The 19,147-nt window shown below is 30.9% G+C and carries 19 protein-coding genes and 1 other annotated feature; all 19 genes read left to right on the top strand.

All coding sequences use genetic code 11. The features are described 5' to 3' along the window. Window positions 1–5: 5 nt before the first annotated feature. A complete protein-coding gene (locus K0040_RS09915; RefSeq protein ID WP_228108704.1) occupies window positions 6–2,456 on the top strand; it encodes an ATP-dependent Clp protease ATP-binding subunit in 2,451 nt (816 codons plus the stop codon). 152 nt (window positions 2,457–2,608) lie between these two features. After that, window positions 2,609–3,976 (top strand): DNA repair protein RadA, encoded by a 1,368-nt coding sequence (radA, locus tag K0040_RS09910; protein WP_228108703.1) that lies wholly within the window; start codon window positions 2,609–2,611, stop codon window positions 3,974–3,976. 18 nt (window positions 3,977–3,994) lie between these two features. Continuing rightward, complete coding sequence (gene disA, locus K0040_RS09905) at window positions 3,995–5,065, top strand: DNA integrity scanning diadenylate cyclase DisA (protein ID WP_334302503.1); 1,071 nt, start codon at window positions 3,995–3,997, stop codon at window positions 5,063–5,065. 77 nt (window positions 5,066–5,142) lie between these two features. Beyond that, window positions 5,143–6,243: a PIN/TRAM domain-containing protein gene (locus K0040_RS09900; protein WP_228108701.1), complete on the top strand. Its 1,101-nt coding sequence runs from the start codon at window positions 5,143–5,145 to the stop codon at window positions 6,241–6,243. Window positions 6,244–6,320: 77 nt separating this feature from the next. Further along, the gene (gene ispD / locus K0040_RS09895; RefSeq protein ID WP_228108700.1) at window positions 6,321–7,004 is read left to right on the top strand and encodes a 2-C-methyl-D-erythritol 4-phosphate cytidylyltransferase; all 684 of its coding nucleotides are present in this window, start codon (window positions 6,321–6,323) and stop codon (window positions 7,002–7,004) included. Between the two features lie 16 nt (window positions 7,005–7,020). Continuing rightward, on the top strand, window positions 7,021–7,494 hold the full coding sequence (gene ispF, locus K0040_RS09890; RefSeq protein ID WP_228108699.1) for a 2-C-methyl-D-erythritol 2,4-cyclodiphosphate synthase: 474 nt from the start codon (window positions 7,021–7,023) through the stop codon (window positions 7,492–7,494). Between the two features lie 228 nt (window positions 7,495–7,722). After that, window positions 7,723–7,936 (top strand) — a binding site (T-box leader). Between the two features lie 111 nt (window positions 7,937–8,047). Next, on the top strand, window positions 8,048–9,760 hold the full coding sequence (locus tag K0040_RS09885) for a proline--tRNA ligase (protein ID WP_228108698.1): 1,713 nt from the start codon (window positions 8,048–8,050) through the stop codon (window positions 9,758–9,760). A 24-nt stretch (window positions 9,761–9,784) separates the two neighbouring features. Beyond that, window positions 9,785–11,269, top strand: coding sequence for a glutamate--tRNA ligase (gene gltX, locus K0040_RS09880; RefSeq protein WP_228108697.1), 1,485 nt, complete (start codon window positions 9,785–9,787; stop codon window positions 11,267–11,269). A gap of 287 nt (window positions 11,270–11,556) precedes the next feature. Continuing rightward, window positions 11,557–12,954, top strand: a complete 1,398-nt coding sequence (cysS, locus tag K0040_RS09875; RefSeq protein WP_228108696.1) for a cysteine--tRNA ligase — start codon at window positions 11,557–11,559, stop codon at window positions 12,952–12,954. A gap of 1 nt (window position 12,955) precedes the next feature. After that, a complete protein-coding gene (locus K0040_RS09870; RefSeq protein ID WP_074920398.1) occupies window positions 12,956–13,351 on the top strand; it encodes a Mini-ribonuclease 3 in 396 nt (131 codons plus the stop codon). A gap of 153 nt (window positions 13,352–13,504) precedes the next feature. After that, window positions 13,505–14,263, top strand: a complete 759-nt coding sequence (thyX, locus tag K0040_RS09865; protein ID WP_228108695.1) for an FAD-dependent thymidylate synthase — start codon at window positions 13,505–13,507, stop codon at window positions 14,261–14,263. A gap of 12 nt (window positions 14,264–14,275) precedes the next feature. Beyond that, window positions 14,276–15,007, top strand: a complete 732-nt coding sequence (rlmB, locus tag K0040_RS09860) for a 23S rRNA (guanosine(2251)-2'-O)-methyltransferase RlmB (protein WP_228108694.1) — start codon at window positions 14,276–14,278, stop codon at window positions 15,005–15,007. 10 nt (window positions 15,008–15,017) lie between these two features. Further along, window positions 15,018–15,548: an NYN domain-containing protein gene (locus K0040_RS09855; RefSeq protein WP_074920395.1), complete on the top strand. Its 531-nt coding sequence runs from the start codon at window positions 15,018–15,020 to the stop codon at window positions 15,546–15,548. Between the two features lie 60 nt (window positions 15,549–15,608). Further along, window positions 15,609–16,235, top strand: coding sequence for an RNA polymerase sporulation sigma factor SigH (sigH, locus tag K0040_RS09850; protein ID WP_228108693.1), 627 nt, complete (start codon window positions 15,609–15,611; stop codon window positions 16,233–16,235). Between the two features lie 72 nt (window positions 16,236–16,307). Next, entirely contained in the window at window positions 16,308–17,501 is a 1,194-nt protein-coding gene (gene tuf, locus K0040_RS09845) for an elongation factor Tu (protein ID WP_228108692.1), read from the top strand. A 225-nt stretch (window positions 17,502–17,726) separates the two neighbouring features. Next, the gene (gene rpmG / locus K0040_RS09840) at window positions 17,727–17,876 is read left to right on the top strand and encodes a 50S ribosomal protein L33 (RefSeq protein WP_018590901.1); all 150 of its coding nucleotides are present in this window, start codon (window positions 17,727–17,729) and stop codon (window positions 17,874–17,876) included. 25 nt (window positions 17,877–17,901) lie between these two features. After that, window positions 17,902–18,117 carry a preprotein translocase subunit SecE gene (gene secE, locus K0040_RS09835; protein ID WP_018590902.1) on the top strand — a complete coding sequence of 72 codons (216 nt, stop codon included), beginning with the start codon at window positions 17,902–17,904 and terminating at the stop codon, window positions 18,115–18,117. Between the two features lie 18 nt (window positions 18,118–18,135). Then, on the top strand, window positions 18,136–18,678 hold the full coding sequence (nusG, locus tag K0040_RS09830) for a transcription termination/antitermination protein NusG (protein WP_018590903.1): 543 nt from the start codon (window positions 18,136–18,138) through the stop codon (window positions 18,676–18,678). Between the two features lie 35 nt (window positions 18,679–18,713). Further along, entirely contained in the window at window positions 18,714–19,139 is a 426-nt protein-coding gene (rplK, locus tag K0040_RS09825; protein ID WP_228106572.1) for a 50S ribosomal protein L11, read from the top strand. Window positions 19,140–19,147 lie beyond the last annotated feature (8 nt).

The raw sequence follows: 19,147 nt of genomic DNA, 5'->3' as shown, positions 1-19,147 counted from the left end.
TGAAAATGTACTTCAATAGATTTACTCAAAGAGCTAAAACTGCGATTGACTTAGGTGTGGAGTCAGCAAAAAGCTTTGGACATAAAATTGTAGGGACAGAGCATTTACTTCTAGGTCTTCTAAAAGAAAAAGATGGAATAGCAGCTAAAGTTTTAAATAAATTAGGAGTTACTGAAGATATTCTAGAAAAAAAGATTATAGAAATAGAAGGTAAAAATGATTCAACCACAACAGATGTAACATTAAGCCCTAGGTCAAAACAGATATTAGAACTATCGGGAGCTTTTGCCAATAAGCTTAAGACGAATTACATAGGGACTGAACATATATTATTAGCATTAGCTCAAGAAGGAGAAGGGCTTGGAATGAGAATTTTAGCATCCATAAATATTGACTCAAGAGATATTGCTGAGAGTATTATAGACATGATGGGCATAGATAATTATTCTATTGAGCCTAAGGCAGTAAATAAAGTATCACCTACACTAGAGAGTACTTCATCAAAATTACTTGATAAATATGGAAGAAACCTTACTGAGAGTGCTAAACAAGATAAAATAGACCCTGTGATAGGAAGAACAAAAGAAATAGAAAGAATAATACAAATTTTAAGTAGAAGGACCAAAAATAACCCTGTACTAATCGGAGATCCTGGTGTGGGAAAAACAGCAATAGCAGAAGGATTGGCAATTGATATATCACAAGGAAAAGTACCAGACACATTAAAAGATAAAATTCTTTATACTCTAGATATGGGATCGCTGCTAGCAGGAGCAAAATACAGAGGTGAATTTGAGGAGAGAATAAAACAAGTTATAGATGAGGTTGTTAAAAAAGGAAATATAATTTTATTTATAGATGAGATGCATACAATTATAGGTGCCGGAGCTACAGGTGAAGGGTCTATAGATGCTTCAAATATATTAAAACCTTGCTTAGCTAGAGGAGAAATACAGGTTATAGGAGCTACAACAATAGATGAGTATAGAAAGCATGTAGAGAAAGATTCTGGATTAGAAAGAAGATTTCAATCAGTTTTAATAGAAGAGCCAACGAAAGAAGACACTATAGAAATACTTAAAGGCCTCAGAGATAAGTATGAAGCTCATCATAAGGTAAAAATTACAGATGAATCTATTAAGGCAGCGGTAGAACTGTCCGTAAGATATATAACAGATAGATTTTTGCCAGATAAAGCTATAGATTTAATAGACGAAGCAGCTTCAAAGGTAAGGCTAAAAGAAAATACACCGCCAAAAGATATAAAAGATTTAGAAGAAAAAATAAATAATATTAAAAAAGAAAAAGAAGAGTCAGTAAGAGGTCAAAATTTTGAGAAAGCTGCAAAATTAAGAGATGAACAAAGGAAAACTCAAGAGGAGTTAGAAAAAATTAGAGATAGATGGAACAAGTCATCTAAATATGACAATGTGGTAGATGAAGAAGTAATTGCAGAAGTAGTTGGATTATGGACTGGAATACCAGTCAATAGAATGATGGAAGAAGAAACCGAAAGACTACTTAAGCTTGAAGATATATTACACCAAAGGGTTATAGGTCAAGATCAGGCAATAAAATCTATTTCTACAGCTATAAGAAGGGCTAGGGCAGGTCTAAAAGATCCGAATAGACCTATAGGTTCATTTTTATTCCTTGGTCCAACAGGAGTAGGAAAAACAGAACTTAGCAAAGCCTTGGCAGAAGCTGAGTTTGGAGATGAAAATCAAATAGTACGTATAGACATGTCAGAGTATATGGAAAAACACTCAGTGTCTAGGTTAATTGGTTCCCCACCAGGTTATGTAGGTTATGATGAAGGAGGTCAGTTAACAGAAAAGGTGAGAAGACACCCTTACTCAGTTGTATTATTTGATGAAATAGAAAAGGCTCATCCAGATGTATTTAATATTCTATTACAAATATTAGATGATGGTAGATTAACAGATTCTAAAGGTAGAACTGTAGATTTTAAAAACACAATATTAATAATGACATCAAACGTAGGAGCAAAAACTATTAAAAAACAAAAAACATTAGGATTTGGAAGTCCAAATGAAGAAGATAAAGAAAAAGACGAATATGAAAAAATGAAAGAAAATATTATGGTTGAACTTAAAAAGCAATTTAGACCAGAGTTCTTAAATAGAATAGATGATATAATAGTATTCCATTCTCTTAACAAAGAAGATATATCTAAGATCGTAAAAATAATGTGTAAGACATTAGTTGAAAGATTAGAAGAAATGACTATAAGACTAGAGATGGATGAAGAAGCTATAAATTTAATTGCAAAATCAGGGTTTGATTTGGAGTACGGAGCAAGACCATTAAAGAGATCTATTCAGAAAGAACTAGAAAATGAATTGTCAGAACTTATATTACAGGGAACAATAAAATCAGGTGATATTGTTGAAGCTACTGTAAAAGAAGGTAAGATGGCTTTTGAAGTAAAATAATTTTTTAGTAAATAGAGGGAGAAGACTCCCTCTATTTAAGGTTTAATAAAGATTTTTGATATATTTAACAGAAATCAGAATAATATTATATGCAGATATTAACAATATATAGTACAATAAAGTAATAATAAAGCATTTAAGGGTGAATAATAATGGCAAAAATTAAAACAAAGTATGTATGCCAATCATGCGGATATGAAACTAGCAAATGGTTAGGAAAGTGTCCTGAATGTACAAAGTGGAATACATTTGTTGAAGAAATAGAAGAAAAAAAATCTCAGAGGGAAGTTTTTGTAATAAGTAAGGGTGATTCAAAACCTATAAGCATAAACTCCATAGAGATAAAACATGAACAAAGATTTTCTACCGAGATAGAAGAGTTAGATAGAGTACTAGGTGGAGGCATTGTAAAAGGTTCTTTAGTTTTAGTAGGAGGAGATCCTGGTATAGGAAAATCCACACTATTAATGCAAGTATCTAGAAATGTTGCCTGTGCAGGGAAAAAAGTATTATATATATCTGGTGAAGAATCACAATCTCAAATAAAAATGAGGGCTCATAGATTAGGTGTTAATACTGACAATTTATTTATTTTTTCAGAAAATAATTTAAGCATAATAGAAGCCTATTTAGATAGTATAAATCCAGATTTGATAATTGTGGACTCGATACAAACTGTATACAGCCCAGAAATATCTTCAGCACCAGGAACTGTAAGTCAAATAAAAGAAGGAACTTCTAGATTTATGAAGATTTCTAAGAAGATGGGAATATCTACTTTTATTGTTGGACATGTAACTAAAGAAGGTTCATTAGCAGGACCTAAATTACTAGAACACATGGTGGACACAGTTTTGTATTTTGAAGGTGAAAGATATAATACATATAGACTTGTTAGGGCTGTAAAAAATAGATTTGGTTCAACAAATGAATTAGGTGTATTTGAAATGAAAGATATAGGATTAATAGAACTAACAAATCCATCAGAAGTTTTAATTTCTGAAAAACCTAAAGATGTATCAGGCTCAGTTATAATATCAACTGTAGAAGGAACGAGACCAATGCTTCTAGAATTACAAGCATTAGTATCTCCAACAAGTTTTGGAATCGCAAAAAGGACAGCGACAGGAGTTGACTACAATAGAGTAGCTTTATTATTAGCTGTATTAGAAAAAAGGGTAGGATTACAAATACAAAATCAAGACGTGTACATAAATGTTGTTGGAGGTATAAAAATTAATGAACCTTCAATGGATTTAGGCATAATATTATCTGTAGCTTCTAGTTTTAGAAATATACCTATTGATGGTGATATAGTTGTAACAGGAGAAGTAGGGTTAACAGGGGAAGTTAGAGCTGTTAGCTATATAGAAAAAAGAATAGCTGAATGCAAAAAATTAGGATTTAAAAAGATAGTTATACCCAAAAATAATCATGTTACAGTAAAAGATACAAAAGGAATAGAAATTATACCAGTAGATAATCTAAGACAAGCTATAAACCTAGTATTAAGGGGGTGATGAATAAGAATGTATAATATCGATAATATTATGGATAATAAAAACTTACTTCATGCACTTACAAAAATATCTCCAGGAACTCCTCTTAGACAAGGACTTGATAACGTGCTTAGAGCTAAGACTGGTGGACTTATAGTATTGGCCAGTGATGATGAAATATCTGAAATTGTAGATGGTGGTTTTAAAATAGATGCAGATTATTCTCCAGCATATTTGTATGAATTGGCTAAAATGGATGGTGCTATAGTTTTAAGTGATGATGTAAAAAAAATATTATTGGCAAATGCACAATTAATACCTGACTATTCAATACAAACATCAGAAACTGGAACTCGACATAGAACAGCAGAAAGAGTAGCAAAACAGACAGGTGCTATAGTAATATCTATTTCTCAAAGAAGAAATATAATTACTGTATACAGGGGAGAACAAAAATACGTAATTGAAGAAATATCAAAGATATTTACTAAGGCTAATCAAGCCTTACAAACATTAGAAAAGTATAAATCTGTTTTAGATCAAGCTATTTTAAATCTAAATTCATTTGAATTTAAAGATATGGTTACTATCTATGAAGTAGCACTAGTAGTTCAAAAAATAGAAATGGTTATGAGAATAATAACTATAATTGAAAAATATGTAATTGAACTAGGTGAAGAAGGAACACTAGTAAGAATGCAGCTAGAAGAACTAATGGGAACTACAAAAAAAGATAGAATGATGATTTATATGGATTATAAAAAAGATAATGTAGAGTTAAAAGAAATACAAAGAAAAATGAAAAGTTTAACAGATGATGAATTACTTGATTTAGTAAAAGTATCGAAAATCTTAGGTTACTCTGGCATAACTGAGAGTATGGATATGGAAATTAGACCAAAAGGATATAGAGTTTTAAATAAAATTCATAGGTTACCAAGTGGAATTATAGAAAATATTATTAATTATTTTGATGACTTTAAAAGTATTCAATCAGCTTCAATTGAGGATTTAGATGAAGTTGAGGGAATAGGAGAAATAAGAGCAACTTATATAAAAAATGGACTTATAAAGATGGAAAGAATGGCATCGCTAGATATGCAAATATAATGTAATTTTAAGAAAAAATTAATAAAAAATTCATATATATGATGTATCATATAAATCACACTATAGGGGGTGAAGCTTTGATAAGCAAAATAATAAGAATTTTAATATCTTTTTTAGGAGCTATACTAGGAACAACTTCATATTTAAGTTTAGTAAAGTTCTTTCCACAACTTAGTTTTGGAATAGAGAATGTATATTTAGTAGGTTTAGTAGCAGGGCTATTAGTAGGGATACTTTTCTACTTAATAAGTCCATGGTTTTTCAACAAAGTAAGAAGATTTGTAAAAATTTTAGATACAGAAATTTCTAAATATCCACAAACGGATATATTATTAGGAGTAGTAGGATTAATTGTAGGTCTTGTTATAGCGTATTTAATAGTAGGTGGATTATTTGGATCAATTTCAGGAATGCCTTTAATCAAAACAATTTTATCTATAATAATCTACATATTTATGGGTTATATAGGTATAAAAATAACTTTGAAAAGTAGAGAAGATTTATTTAATATTAGTAAGTTAAGTAGATTATCTCCAAGTTTAGGAAAAGATAAGTCAGGCAAAAAAGACAATACTACAAAATCAATACCACCAAAAGTATTAGACACTAGCGTAATAATAGACGGTAGAATAGCAGATATATGTAGAACAGGTTTTGTAGAAGGAAAACTTATTATACCTAAGTTTGTTTTAAATGAATTACAACATATTGCAGATTCATCTGATGATTTAAAAAGAGTTAGAGGAAGAAGAGGTCTAGATATACTTAATATAATTCAAAAAGAATTAGATATAGAAGTTGAAATAACTGAAAAAGACTTTGATGATATACCAGAAGTCGATAGTAAACTTCTTAAGCTTGCTCAAGTAATGAATGGAAAAGTCGTGACAAATGATTATAACCTAAATAAAGTAGCTCAGTTCCAAGGGGTGGAAGTTCTAAATATAAATGAACTTGCTAATGCTGTTAAGCCTGTTGCAATACCAGGAGAAGAAATGGTAGCTCAAGTTGTAAAAGAAGGTAAAGAGTCTAACCAGGGAGTAGCCTACTTAGATGATGGAACAATGATAGTTGTAGAAGGTGGAAGAAAACATATTGGTGAAACAATAAATGTATTAGTTACATCGGTACTTCAGACTTCTGCAGGAAGAATGATATTTGGAAAACCTAAGAATTAATATAAAAGGCCTTCTATGACTAGAAGGTCTTTTTAACTTATTAGAATAAATTAAAGAGTAATAAGAAGAGGTGAAACATGAATAGTGTAATTATTGTTAGCGCAGGCAGAGGAAGCCGAATGAAAGCTGATATAAATAAGCAATTTTTAAAAATAAGAGGAAAAGAAGTAATAGCACATACTATAGATAAATTTTATGAAAATAAAAATATTGGAGAGATAATTATAGTAGTTAGGGAAGATGAAGAAAAATTTTTCCGAGAAAATATTATAAATAAGTATGGATATAAAAATATAAAGGTTGCTCTTGGGGGAAAAGAAAGGCAAGACTCTGTATATAATGGATTAAAACAAATAGATAGAAAATGTAAAATAGTTTTAATTCATGATGGGGCAAGACCTTTTGTAACTAACGAAATTATAGAAAAATCTATAAATTGTGCGAAAAAACACAATAGTGCAATAGTAGGGGTTCCTGTTAAAGATACTATAAAAATAATAAATAAAAATAATGAGGTGTGCGACACTCCAAATAGAAGTACACTATGGGCAATTCAAACGCCGCAAGTTTTTGATTACTCACTTATTATAAAAGCTCATGAAAAAGCTAAACATGATAAATATTATGGAACTGATGATTCTATGTTAATAGAATATTTAGGACATAATGTTAAAGTAGTAGAGGGCTGTTATAATAATATAAAGATAACTACACCTGAAGATTTAAAAATAGCCGAAGAAATTTTAAAAAAATTAATATAAAAAGGAGAAAATTTAGATGCGAATAGGCTTAGGATATGACGTACACAAACTTGTTGAAGGAAGACCTTTGATCATAGGTGGAGTAAATGTTCCGCATGAAAAGGGACTTCTTGGACATTCTGATGCAGACGTATTGATTCATGCCATAATGGATGGAATGCTAGGCGCTCTGGCTTTAGGTGATATAGGTAAACATTTCCCAGATACAGACGAAAAATATAAGGGTGCGGATAGTATGAAACTTCTAGAATGTGTTAATCATTTAATAAATGAAAGAGGGTATGAAATAAATAATATAGATAGTATAATAATAGCTCAAAGTCCAAAGATGGCTCCACATATAGAACAAATGAGACGAAATATTGCAACAGTACTAAATACAGATATAGACAATATTAGTGTGAAAGCAACTACGGAGGAAGGTCTTGGGTTTACGGGTGAAAAACAAGGCATTTCATCTCAAAGTATTTGTTTATTGAATAAAAAATAAGAAGCTTAAATAAAATAGAAAAAAATCAGCACAAAAACTTTTTATAAATAGTATATTAGTATTATTTACTGGATATAATAATTTTCATATAGAAAAATATAAGAATCATAAAATTATTTTGAAATATACACTAAAAATTATAATGATATTATTTGAAACTTGAAGTTGACAATAAAAATGAAATGCTATATCATTAAATTATTATATTTTAAAACAACTTAAGTAAGACTAAAAACAACAATAAAGAAATAGTAAAAAATGAAATCTTTACAGAGAGGGAACATTGGTGAGAGTTCCTAAGAGGAAGTTTTTGAACCAGTCTTTTAGTATAAAAACGGTAAAAAGTTTTTACGGGTCAGGACCGTTACATCCCTTGAGAGAATCATAAAATATTATGATTAATTAGAGTGGTACCGCGGAAAGTCAGCCTTTCGTCTCTATTTTTAGAGATGAAGGGCTTTTTTTATATTTTAAAGAAATTATAATTTCTAATTGTTCAAAATGCTCAGAGCAAGCTGCATATTAAAAAATAAATTTCAGGAGGTAATTTAATATGAGAATGTCAAAAATGTTTATACCAACATTAAAAGAAGTTCCAGCTGATGCAGAGATAACAAGTCATCAGTTAATGTTAAGATCAGGAATGATTAAGAAAATGTCTTCAGGGCTTTACAATCATTTACCATTAGGACTAAGAGTTTTTAGAAAAATAAGTGACATAATAAGAGAAGAGATGAATGCAAAAGATGGCAATGAAATCTTTTGTACAGGTATAATACCTGCTGAATTATGGCAAGAGTCTGGAAGATGGACAGCGATGGGACCTGAAATGTTTAGGTTACAAGATAGAACAGGTAAAGATTACTGTCTTGGACCAACACATGAAGAAGTATTTACAGATATAGTAAGACAAGAAGTTAAGTCATATAAAGATCTTCCTTTAAACTTATATCAAATACAAGCTAAATATAGAGATGAAAGAAGACCTAGATTTGGTGTAATGAGAACTAAAACTTTCCTAATGAAGGATGCTTATAGTTTTGATATAGATGAAGCTGGATTAGATAAATCATACCATGATATGTTTGAAGCATATACTAATATATTCGCTAGATGTGGATTAGATAATGCGCCAGTACAAGCAGATTCAGGAGCTATAGGTGGAGCTTTCTCAGCAGAATTTATGGTTAAATCAGAAGTTGGGGAAGATGAAATAGTATTCTGTAAGGAGTGTGATTATGCAGCTAATATAGAAAAAGCTCAATCAGTAAATCATGAACCATGTAAAGAAGAAATGTTAGAGTTAGAAGAAGTTTCTACACCAGATGTAAAAACAATAGAACAATTAGAAGAGTTCATGGGAGCTGATGCAAGTAAGTTTGCTAAAACTCTAATATTTGATGCAGATGGAAAATCTGTAGCGGTAGTTGTTAGAGGAGATAGAGATGTCAATGATACAAAAGTAGCTAATGCTGTAGGTGATGTTATTGAAATGGATTTAGCAGGAGAAGAAATGGTTAAGAAAGTTACTGGTGCTGAAACAGGATTTGCTGGACCAATAGGAATAAAAGCTGACCACTTATTTATAGATCAAGAAATAGTAGATCAATCAAATTTAGTTGTTGGTGGAAATAAAACAGGATACCATATAAAAAATGCTAACCACGGAAGAGATTTCGAAGGTGTAGTAGGAGATTTCAGATCTGTACAACATGGGGATAAATGTACTAAGTGTGGTGGAGAATTGGAAATAATGAGAGGTGTTGAAGTTGGTCACATCTTTAAATTAGGAACTAAGTACTCTGAAGCAATGAACTGTACTTTTGTAGACAAAGAAGGTAAATCTCAACCAATACAAATGGGATGTTATGGAATAGGTGTTGAAAGAACAGCAGCCGCTATAATAGAGCAACACTACGATGAAAATGGTATAAAATGGCCTTTATCGGTAGCTCCATATCATGTTATAGTTGTGCCAGTTAATATGAAAAAAGAAGAGCAAGTAGAAAATGCAGAAAAAATATACAAGCAATTAGAGTCTATGGGTGTTGAAACTATATTAGACGATAGAGATGAAAGACCAGGATTTAAATTCAAGGATGCTGAGTTAATAGGTATTCCAATGAGAATTACTGTTGGTAAAGATATAGTAGATGGAAAAGTTGAATTTGTATTAAGAGAAACTGGTGAAAAAGAATTAATAGTTGTAGGAGATATAGAGGCTAGAATTAGAGAAGAATTTAAAAAAAATAACGTAAGATTATAATAGATTAGTTTTAGGAGGCATAAGATGAGTAATGTTAGAGTAAGATTTGCTCCAAGTCCTACAGGATTTGTTCATATAGGTAGTTTAAGAACAGCTCTTTATAACTATTTATTCGCTAAAAAAATGGGTGGTGAATACATATTAAGAGTTGAAGATACTGACAGAACAAGACTTGTTGATGGTGCAATAGAAAATATGCTAAATGCTATGAAATGGGCTGGCGTAAATCACACAGAAGGTGTTATGTTAGACGATAATGGAAATGTAGTTCAAAAAGGTGATTGTGGGCCATACATCCAATCTGAAAGATTAGACATATACCAAAAACATATCCAAGAGCTTTTAGATAACGGTAAAGCTTACTACTGTTTCTGCACAAAAGAAAGATTAGATGAAGTAAGGGAAAAGCAAAGAGAAGCAGGAGAAACTGCTAAATATGATGGTCACTGTAGAGATTTAACTAAAGAAGAAGTTGAAGCGAAAATAGCTGCTGGTGAGCCATATGTTATAAGACTTAGATTACCAGAAAACCATGTTATAAAATTTATGGATGGTGTTAGAGGAGAAACTGAGTTTAATACAAATGATTTAGATGACCAAGTTTTAATAAAAACTGATGGTTTCCCAACATACCACTTTGCTGTTGTAGTTGATGATTACTTAATGGGTATTACTCATGTAATAAGAGGTGAAGAATGGGTTTCTTCAACTCCAAAACATGTTTACTTATATGAAGCATTTGGATGGGAAGCTCCAACATTTGTACATTTACCAAACATACTTAATAAAGAAAAGAAAAAATTAAGTAAGAGACAAGGTGATGTTGCAGTAGAAGACTTCAAACAAAAAGGGTACTTACCAGAAGGATTAGTTAACTACGTTGCATTAGTTGGTTGGTCTCCAGAAGAAAATCAAGAAATATTCTCTATGGAAGAACTTGAACAATCCTTCTCTATAGAAAGAGTTTCTAAGAGTGGTGGAGTGTTTGATACAGAAAAATTAAACTGGGTTAATCAACACTATATGAAAGATGGAGATGACGAAGTTTTAACCAATTTAGCCATACCATTCTTAGTGGAATCTGGTTTTGTAACAAAAGAAGAAGCTAAAGAAAAATATGATTTCCTAAAAGGAATGGTTTCGGTTCTTAAAGAAAAATTACAATATGTAAAAGAAATAACTGATCATGCTTCAATATTCTTTGGAGATAAGGTTGAATTAGAAACTGAAGAATGTAGAGATTTCTTAAAATTAGAGCATATACCTACTTTAGTAGATGCTTTAATAGAAAAATTATCTAACATGGAAGTTCTAGATGAAGCTGTTGCAAAAGCTATGCTTAAAGAAATACAAAAAGAGCATGGAATAAAAGGTAAAAACTTATTCATGGGATCAAGAATAAGTTTAACAGGACAAATGCATGGTCCAGATCTTAACAAGGTAATGGAAGTTATTGGAAAAGATACTTGCTTAAATAGATTAGCTTATGTAAAAAACAACATATTATAAATAAATAAGAATTGCTATCAAAAAGGTAGCAATTCTTTTGCTTTAATTTAACAAAAGTTGAAGAATAGGTTTTTTATAAAGAGTTAATTATGTATAATAATATAGTAGAGCAAAATTATTAGAAAATATTTGTATTTTCTTTGGATTATGTGAGCAAAATTAAAGTTAGAAACAAAATAAACAAGGGTATAATAATATCATTACCCTTAAAAAAACAAATTTATTTATAGAATAATATTTTAAATACATAATAAAAAGGAAACTAAATAGAAAGGAGAGATGGGAAAATGAAACTATTTAATACCATGACAAGGGCAAAAGAAGAGTTTAAACCATTAGAAGAAGGAAAGGTTAAAATGTATGTTTGTGGTCCTACAGTATATAACTACATTCATGTAGGTAATGCTAGACCATTTATAATTTTTGATACATTAAGAAGATATTTAGAATATAGAGGATATGACGTAACTTATGTTCAAAACTTTACAGATGTAGATGATAAAATCATAAAAAGAGGTCATGAAGAAAATATAGCACCAGAAGAAGTTGCTAAAAAATATATAGAAGAATATTTTGTAGATGCAGATGGACTTGGAGTGAAAAGAGCAACTGTACATCCACAAGTTACAGAAAATATAGAGGAAATAATTGAGTTTGTTAAAGAATTAGAGGAAAAAGGATATGCATATGCAGTAAATGGAGATGTATATTTTGATACTCAAAAATTCAATGGCTATGGAAAACTTTCTGGTATAAAACAAGAAGAATTAGAAGCTGGTTCAAGAATAGAAGTAAATGACCAAAAAAGACATCCAATGGATTTCGTTTTATGGAAATCTAAAAAAGAAGGTGAACCAGGATGGATGAGTCCATGGGGAGAAGGTAGACCAGGATGGCATATAGAATGTTCTGTTATGTCTCGTAGATATTTAGGAGATACTATAGATATACACGCTGGAGGACAAGATCTAAAATTCCCTCATCATGAAAATGAAATCGCACAAAGTGAGGCTAGAAGTGGAAAGACTTTTTCAAACTACTGGATGCACAATGAATATATCAACATTAATAATGAAAAGATGAGTAAGTCAAAAGGGAATTTCTTCACAGTAAGAGATATATCAAAATTATATGATTTAGAGATAGTTAGATTTTTCATGCTATCAACTCATTATAGAAATCCAATCAACTTTAGTGATGAAATATTAAATCAATCTAAAGCTGGACTTGAAAGATTATACAATGCTAAGGAAAGATTAGAATTTATAATAAGTAAATTAAACAATGATGCTGAAAATACTGAAGAATTAAAACTAGAGGAAGAATTAAGCTCATTTAGACAAAGGTTTATAGAAGCTATGGATGACGATTTAAACACAGCTGATGCTGTAAGTGTAATATTTGAATTAGCTAAATTTACGAACTCTAATGTAAACGAAAACTCAACTAAAGAATTTGCTAACAAGGTTTTAGCTGAGTTTAATGAATTAACTAGTGTACTAAACGTTGTAAACAAAAAACAAGAAGATATACTAGACGAAGAAATAGAAAAATTAATAGAAGCAAGAACAAATGCTAAGAAAAATAAAGATTTTAAATTAGCTGATCAAATAAGAGATGAATTATTAGAAAAAGGTATTGTACTTGAAGACACAAGACAAGGAGTTAAATGGAGAAGAGCATAAAATGGATAAAACACAACTAGTAACAATGTCGCCCTTGGTATTGGCTTATTTAGGAGATACAGTATATGAATCTTATATAAGAGAATATTTAATAAGAGACAACTGTAATAAAAAAGTTAATGACTTACACAAAACTGCAATTAAATATTCAAATGCAAAGGCTCAAGCATCCATAATACATGGAATGGTTGAAGAATTTACAGAAGAAGAAAATAGAATATACAAAAGAGGAAGAAATCAAAAGTCTCATACATCTCCTAAAAATGCAGACATTATAGATTATAAATGTGCAACTGGATTTGAAGCTCTAGTGGGATACCTATATTTAAAAGAAGACAAAGAAAGACTGGAATATATAGTGTATAAAGGGATTTCTATAATAGAAAGTAATATGTAATAAAAAAGTATTGCCATTTGAGCAATACTTTTTTATTTAGTTGGTAAACCTATTGGAATAAGGAGAATTATATACCATTTTTTAAAATATTCCGTAAACTATATGTTAATATAGTATAATATATTTATAACAATAGAACTAGGAGGTAAATTAATGAAGGTAAAACTATTAGCACATACTCCACAGCCTGAAAAAGTTATAGCTATGGCAGCTAAGCTTTGCTATTCTCCAGTAGGAGTAGATGAAATTGAAGAAAATTTAAGTGATGAAAGCGTAGAAAAGTTTTTAAATGTGTTGATTAATATGGGACATGAATCTCCGTTAGAACATGTAACATTTACATTTGGCATAGAAGGAATATCTAGAAGTTGCTCTCACCAAATAGTAAGACATAGAATAGCTAGTTTTTCTCAGCAAAGTCAAAGGTATGTTAAGCTAGGTCAGTTTGAGTACATTATCCCTCCGCAAATTGCAAAAATAGAAGAAGCTAAAAAAATATTTATTCAGTCTATGAAAAAGGACCAAGAAGATTATGATAAATTAGTTGATATACTATTTGAAAAAAATTATAAGAAATTAATAGAAGAAGGTAAAAGCGAAAAAGAAGCTAAATCTCAAGGTGAAAAAATAGCCATTGAGGATGCTAGATATGTATTTCCGAATGCTTGTGAAACTAAAATGGTATTTACAATAAATACAAGAAGTTTATATAATTTTTTTGACCATAGATGTTGTGAAAGAGCACAATGGGAAATAAGAGAATTAGCAACTGAAATGCTAAAAGAAGTAAAAAAAGTTGCACCAATACTGTTTAAAAATTGTGGTCCTAAATGTGTAAAAGGACCATGTTCAGAAGGTAAAATGAGTTGCGGTAAAATAGTCAGCATAAGGGAAAAATTTAAAAATTTATAGGCGGTGAACGAATTGGCAAATATAGAGGGAAGAAATCCCGTAATTGAAGTTTTAAAAAGTGACAGACAAATAGATAAAATAATGATCGCAGATGGAGCAAAAGAAGGTTCTATAAAAAAGATAATAGGAATGGCTAAGGATAAAAATATAGTTGTGCAATATGTTAATAAAAGCAAACTAGATGAAATAAGTACAAGTCATGCGCATCAAGGTGTAATAGCCATTGTAGGTGATTATGAATATTATGAGTTAGAAGAATTAATAGAAAAAGCAAAAAGTACAAATGAAGATATGTTTTTTATAATATTAGATGAAATTACTGATCCACATAATTTAGGAACAATAATAAGAACAGCAGATGCTGTTGGAGCTCATGGAGTTATAATACCAAAGAGAAGATCTGTACATATTACTCCTGTTGTTGCTAAAGCATCAGCTGGAGCTGTGGAATATGTACCTGTTTGTAAAGTAACCAATATAGTTAATACAATAAAAAGATTAAAAGAAGAAGGTCTTTGGATAGCTGCAGCAGATATGGATGGAGAAGTTTTCTATGAACAAAATCTAACAGGTCCTATTGGAGTAGTTATAGGAAGTGAAGGATTTGGAATATCAAGGTTAGTAAAGCAAAATTGTGACTTTACTGTAAAAATGCCGATGACAGGCAATGTAACATCTCTGAATGCTTCTGTAGCAGGAGGAATACTTCTTTATGAAATATTTAGACAGAGAAATAAAGGTTAAAAATTAAAAAATGAGGAGACACAATAGAAACGCTTATTTAATAATAGATGGTTACAATATTATAAACGCATGGGATAATTTAAAAGAAATATCTAAAGATGATTTGGAAGATGCTAGAGAAAAGCTGATTCATTACATTATTGAATATGCACAGTATACTGGGAAAAAAGCAATAATAGTATTTGATGCTTATAATGTGAAAAGTTCTAAAGAAAAAATAGAAGAAAGAAAATATATAACTATAGTTTATACAAAAGAACATCAAACAGCAGATAGTTTCATAGAAAAATACATAAGTTCATTATCAAAGTATGATGATATAGAAGTTGCCACTAGTGATTATGCAGAACAACAAATTGTTTTGGGTAAAGGGGCTTCTAGAATATCAGCAAGAGAGTTAAAACTCTATGTAGACAGTGCAATAGTAAAAATTAAAGAAGAGCAAGAAAAACGCCAGCAAAAAATACAGCGAAATTTTTTGGAAGAAAGGCTAGATAAAGATATATTGTCGAAACTTGAGAACATTCGTAGAAAGCATTGAAAACGCTAAGTTTCATAAGCTATAATGTAATTATGAAACTTTTAATTGGGGGAGATTTTAATGTTAGTAGCTAATGATAATGATTACAGAGTCTTGGATAATAACCAGCAGGATGAGTATAATATTGTATTAAAAGCAAGCAATGGGGATAAAATAGCATTAGAATACATTATTACAAAATATAAAAACTTTGTTAAAGCAAAGGCAAAATCCTACTTTTTGGTAGGTGCTGATAAGGAAGATATAATTCAAGAGGGAATGATAGGTCTGTATAAAGCGGTACGAGACTTTGATGGAAGTAAAACAAATTCATTTAAGTGTTTCGCTGAAATTTGTATTACTAGACAGATAATAACTGCAATTAAAACAGCAACAAGACAAAAACATATACCTCTTAACTCATATGTATCTTTGAATAAACCTATTTATGATGAAGAGTCAGATAGAACTCTTTTGGATATTATAGCAACTAGTATAGTTACTGATCCAGAGGAACTAAGAAACATAGAAAATAAAATGAACGAACTTCTTAGTGATTTAGAGCTTGAAGTGCTGGAATTATACCTAAATGGCAAGTCTTATCAATATATTGCGGACAAGCTTGATAGAGATGTAAAATCAATAGATAATGCTCTTCAAAGAGTGAAGAGAAAATTGGAAAAACATCTTGAAAACAGGAATGATTAATAGTAAAATACTTATCATAAGCTTATAGTAAGCATTTTAAATTATATTAAATATATTAGGAGGTATTTCACAATGGCTAAGGCTAAATTTGAAAGAAATAAACCACACGTTAATATAGGAACAATAGGTCACGTTGACCACGGTAAAACTACATTAACAGCTGCAATAACAAAAACATTATTTGATAGATATCAATTAGGAGAAGCTGTAGATTTCGCTAACATAGATAAAGCTCCAGAAGAAAGAGAAAGAGGAATCACAATATCAACAGCACACGTTGAATACGAAACTCCAAACAGACACTACGCTCACGTTGACTGCCCAGGACATGCTGACTACGTTAAAAACATGATAACAGGAGCAGCTCAAATGGATGGTGCTATATTAGTTTGTTCAGCAACTGATGGACCAATGCCTCAAACAAGAGAGCATATACTATTATCAAGACAAGTTGGTGTACCATACATAGTAGTATTCTTAAACAAATGTGACATGGTAGACGACGAAGAATTATTAGAGTTAGTTGAAATGGAAGTAAGAGAATTATTAAACGAATATGAATTCCCAGGAGATGACACTCCAATAGTAAGAGGGTCAGCATTAAAAGCATTAGAAGATTCTTCATCAGAGTGGGGAGACAAAATAGTTGAATTATTCGAACAAATAGATGAGTATATACCAGCTCCAGAGAGAGATGTAGATAAGCCATTCTTAATGCCAGTAGAAGACGTATTCTCTATAACAGGAAGAGGAACAGTTGCTACAGGTAGAGTAGAAAGAGGAGTATTAAAAGTACAAGACGAGGTTGAATTAGTAGGATTAACTGAAGAGCCAAGAAAAGTTGTTGTAACTGGTGTAGAAATGTTCAGAAAATTATTAGATAGCGCACAAGCTGGAGATAATATAGGAGCATTATTAAGAGGTGTTCAAAGAGACGATATCGAAAGAGGACAAGTATTAGCTAAGCCAGGTTCAGTTAACGCTCATACAAAGTTCACTGCAGAGATATATGTTCTTAAAAAAGAAGAAGGTGGAAGACATACTCCATTCTTCGATGGATACAGACCACAATTCTACTTCAGAACAACAGACGTAACAGGAGCTTGTAAATTACCAGAAGGAACAGAAATGGTAATGCCTGGAGATAACGTAACTATAGAAGTTGATTTAATAAACTCTATATGTGTTGAAGAAGGATTAAGATTCGCCATCAGAGAAGGTGGAAGAACAGTAGCTTCAGGAGTTGTAGCAACAATAATAGAATAATCTATAAACAGGTTATTTATATATAGAAATAAAGAGGGGTTAAGACCTCTCTTTTTTTAGCAGTAAACTTACAAAAACATTGACATCAATATAAATTTGTGATAACTTATACAAAGTAATGATTTAAGGAAGGTGATAATATCTAGCGTTAATTTTTTTAATGAATGCTTAAGATATTATTTAACAATATATATTATTGTATTTACAAATTTGGAGGTGTAGCAGATGAGAGTAAAAGTAACTTTAGCTTGTTCAGAATGTAAGCAAAGAAACTACAACACTACAAAAAACAAAAAGAACAATCCAGACAGAATTGAGTTAAACAAATACTGTAAATTCTGTAAGAAACATACTACTCATAAAGAAACAAAATAGTCTTATTTTAAGGATGTGAGTGTGGATGGCAACTCAAGAGAGCCAAAAGGTTAAGAAAAAGTCTGGTTTAGTGGGATATTTAAAAGGCACTAAGCAAGAACTTTCAAGAGTTACATGGTCAACCAAAACAGAATTGCTAAAAAACACAGGTATAGTTTTAGCTACAATTATTTCGTTTACTATATTAGTATGGGGATTAGACACTGTATTATCTGGTGCACTAGGATTAATACTAAAATAGATTAAAAGGAGAAAACAAATGTCAGAGTTACAAGAAGCAAGATGGTATGTTGTTCATACTTATTCAGGACATGAAAACAAAGTTAAAGCTACCATAGAAAAAGCCGTAAAAACAAGAGGCATGGAACAATTCATAACAGATGTGGTTGTACCAACTGAAGATGTAGTGGAAACTACAAAAACAGGAAAAGAAAAAGTTAGACAAAGAAAAATATATCCAAGTTATGTTTTAATCAAAATGATAATAACTGATGAATCTTGGTATATAGTAAGAAATACTAAAGGCGTTACAGGATTTGTAGGTCCTGGATCTAAACCAGTACCACTAAGTGAAGCCGAAGTTGAAGCAATGGGAATTGATTTAACTGTATTTAAAGTGAACGGTCCGGAAGATTTAGAAGTTGGTGAAGTTGTAAAAATTACAACTGGTCCATTTGTAGGTCAAACAGGAACTGTTAAACATGTTGACACAAATAATGACACAGCAAGAATATGTATAGACGCATTTGGTGGAAAAGAAACACCACTTGAGATGAGTCTTAAAAACATAGAAAGAATATAATAACGCAATAGGAAATTTGAGGAGGTGCGATCGTAATGGCTAAAAAAGTTATAGGTCAAATAAAATTACAAATACCTGCAGGAAAGGCTACTCCAGCTCCACCAGTTGGTCCAGCATTAGGACAACACGGAGTTAACATAATGGGATTCACTAAAGAATTCAATGCTAAAACTGCAGATCAAGCTGGAATGATAATACCAGTTGTTATAACTGTATATCAAGATAGATCTTTCAGCTTCATAACTAAAACTCCACCAGCTGCAGTATTATTAAAGAAAGCTGCTGGTTTAGACTCTGCGTCTGGAGAACCAAACAAAAAGAAAGTTGCAACTTTAACTTCAGCTCAAGTTAGAGAAATAGCTGAATTAAAAATGCCTGACTTAAATGCTGCTTCAGTAGAAGCTGCTATGAGAATGATATCTGGTACTGCAAGAAGTATGGGTATCGTAGTAGAAGACTAATTTTAGAT

The organism is Terrisporobacter petrolearius, from assembly GCF_020748185.1.
Taxonomy (GTDB): Bacteria; Bacillota; Clostridia; order Peptostreptococcales; family Peptostreptococcaceae; genus Terrisporobacter; species Terrisporobacter petrolearius.
The sequence above is the reverse complement of the archived record's forward strand: the minus strand, read 5'-3'. Positions and strand labels throughout refer to the sequence as shown.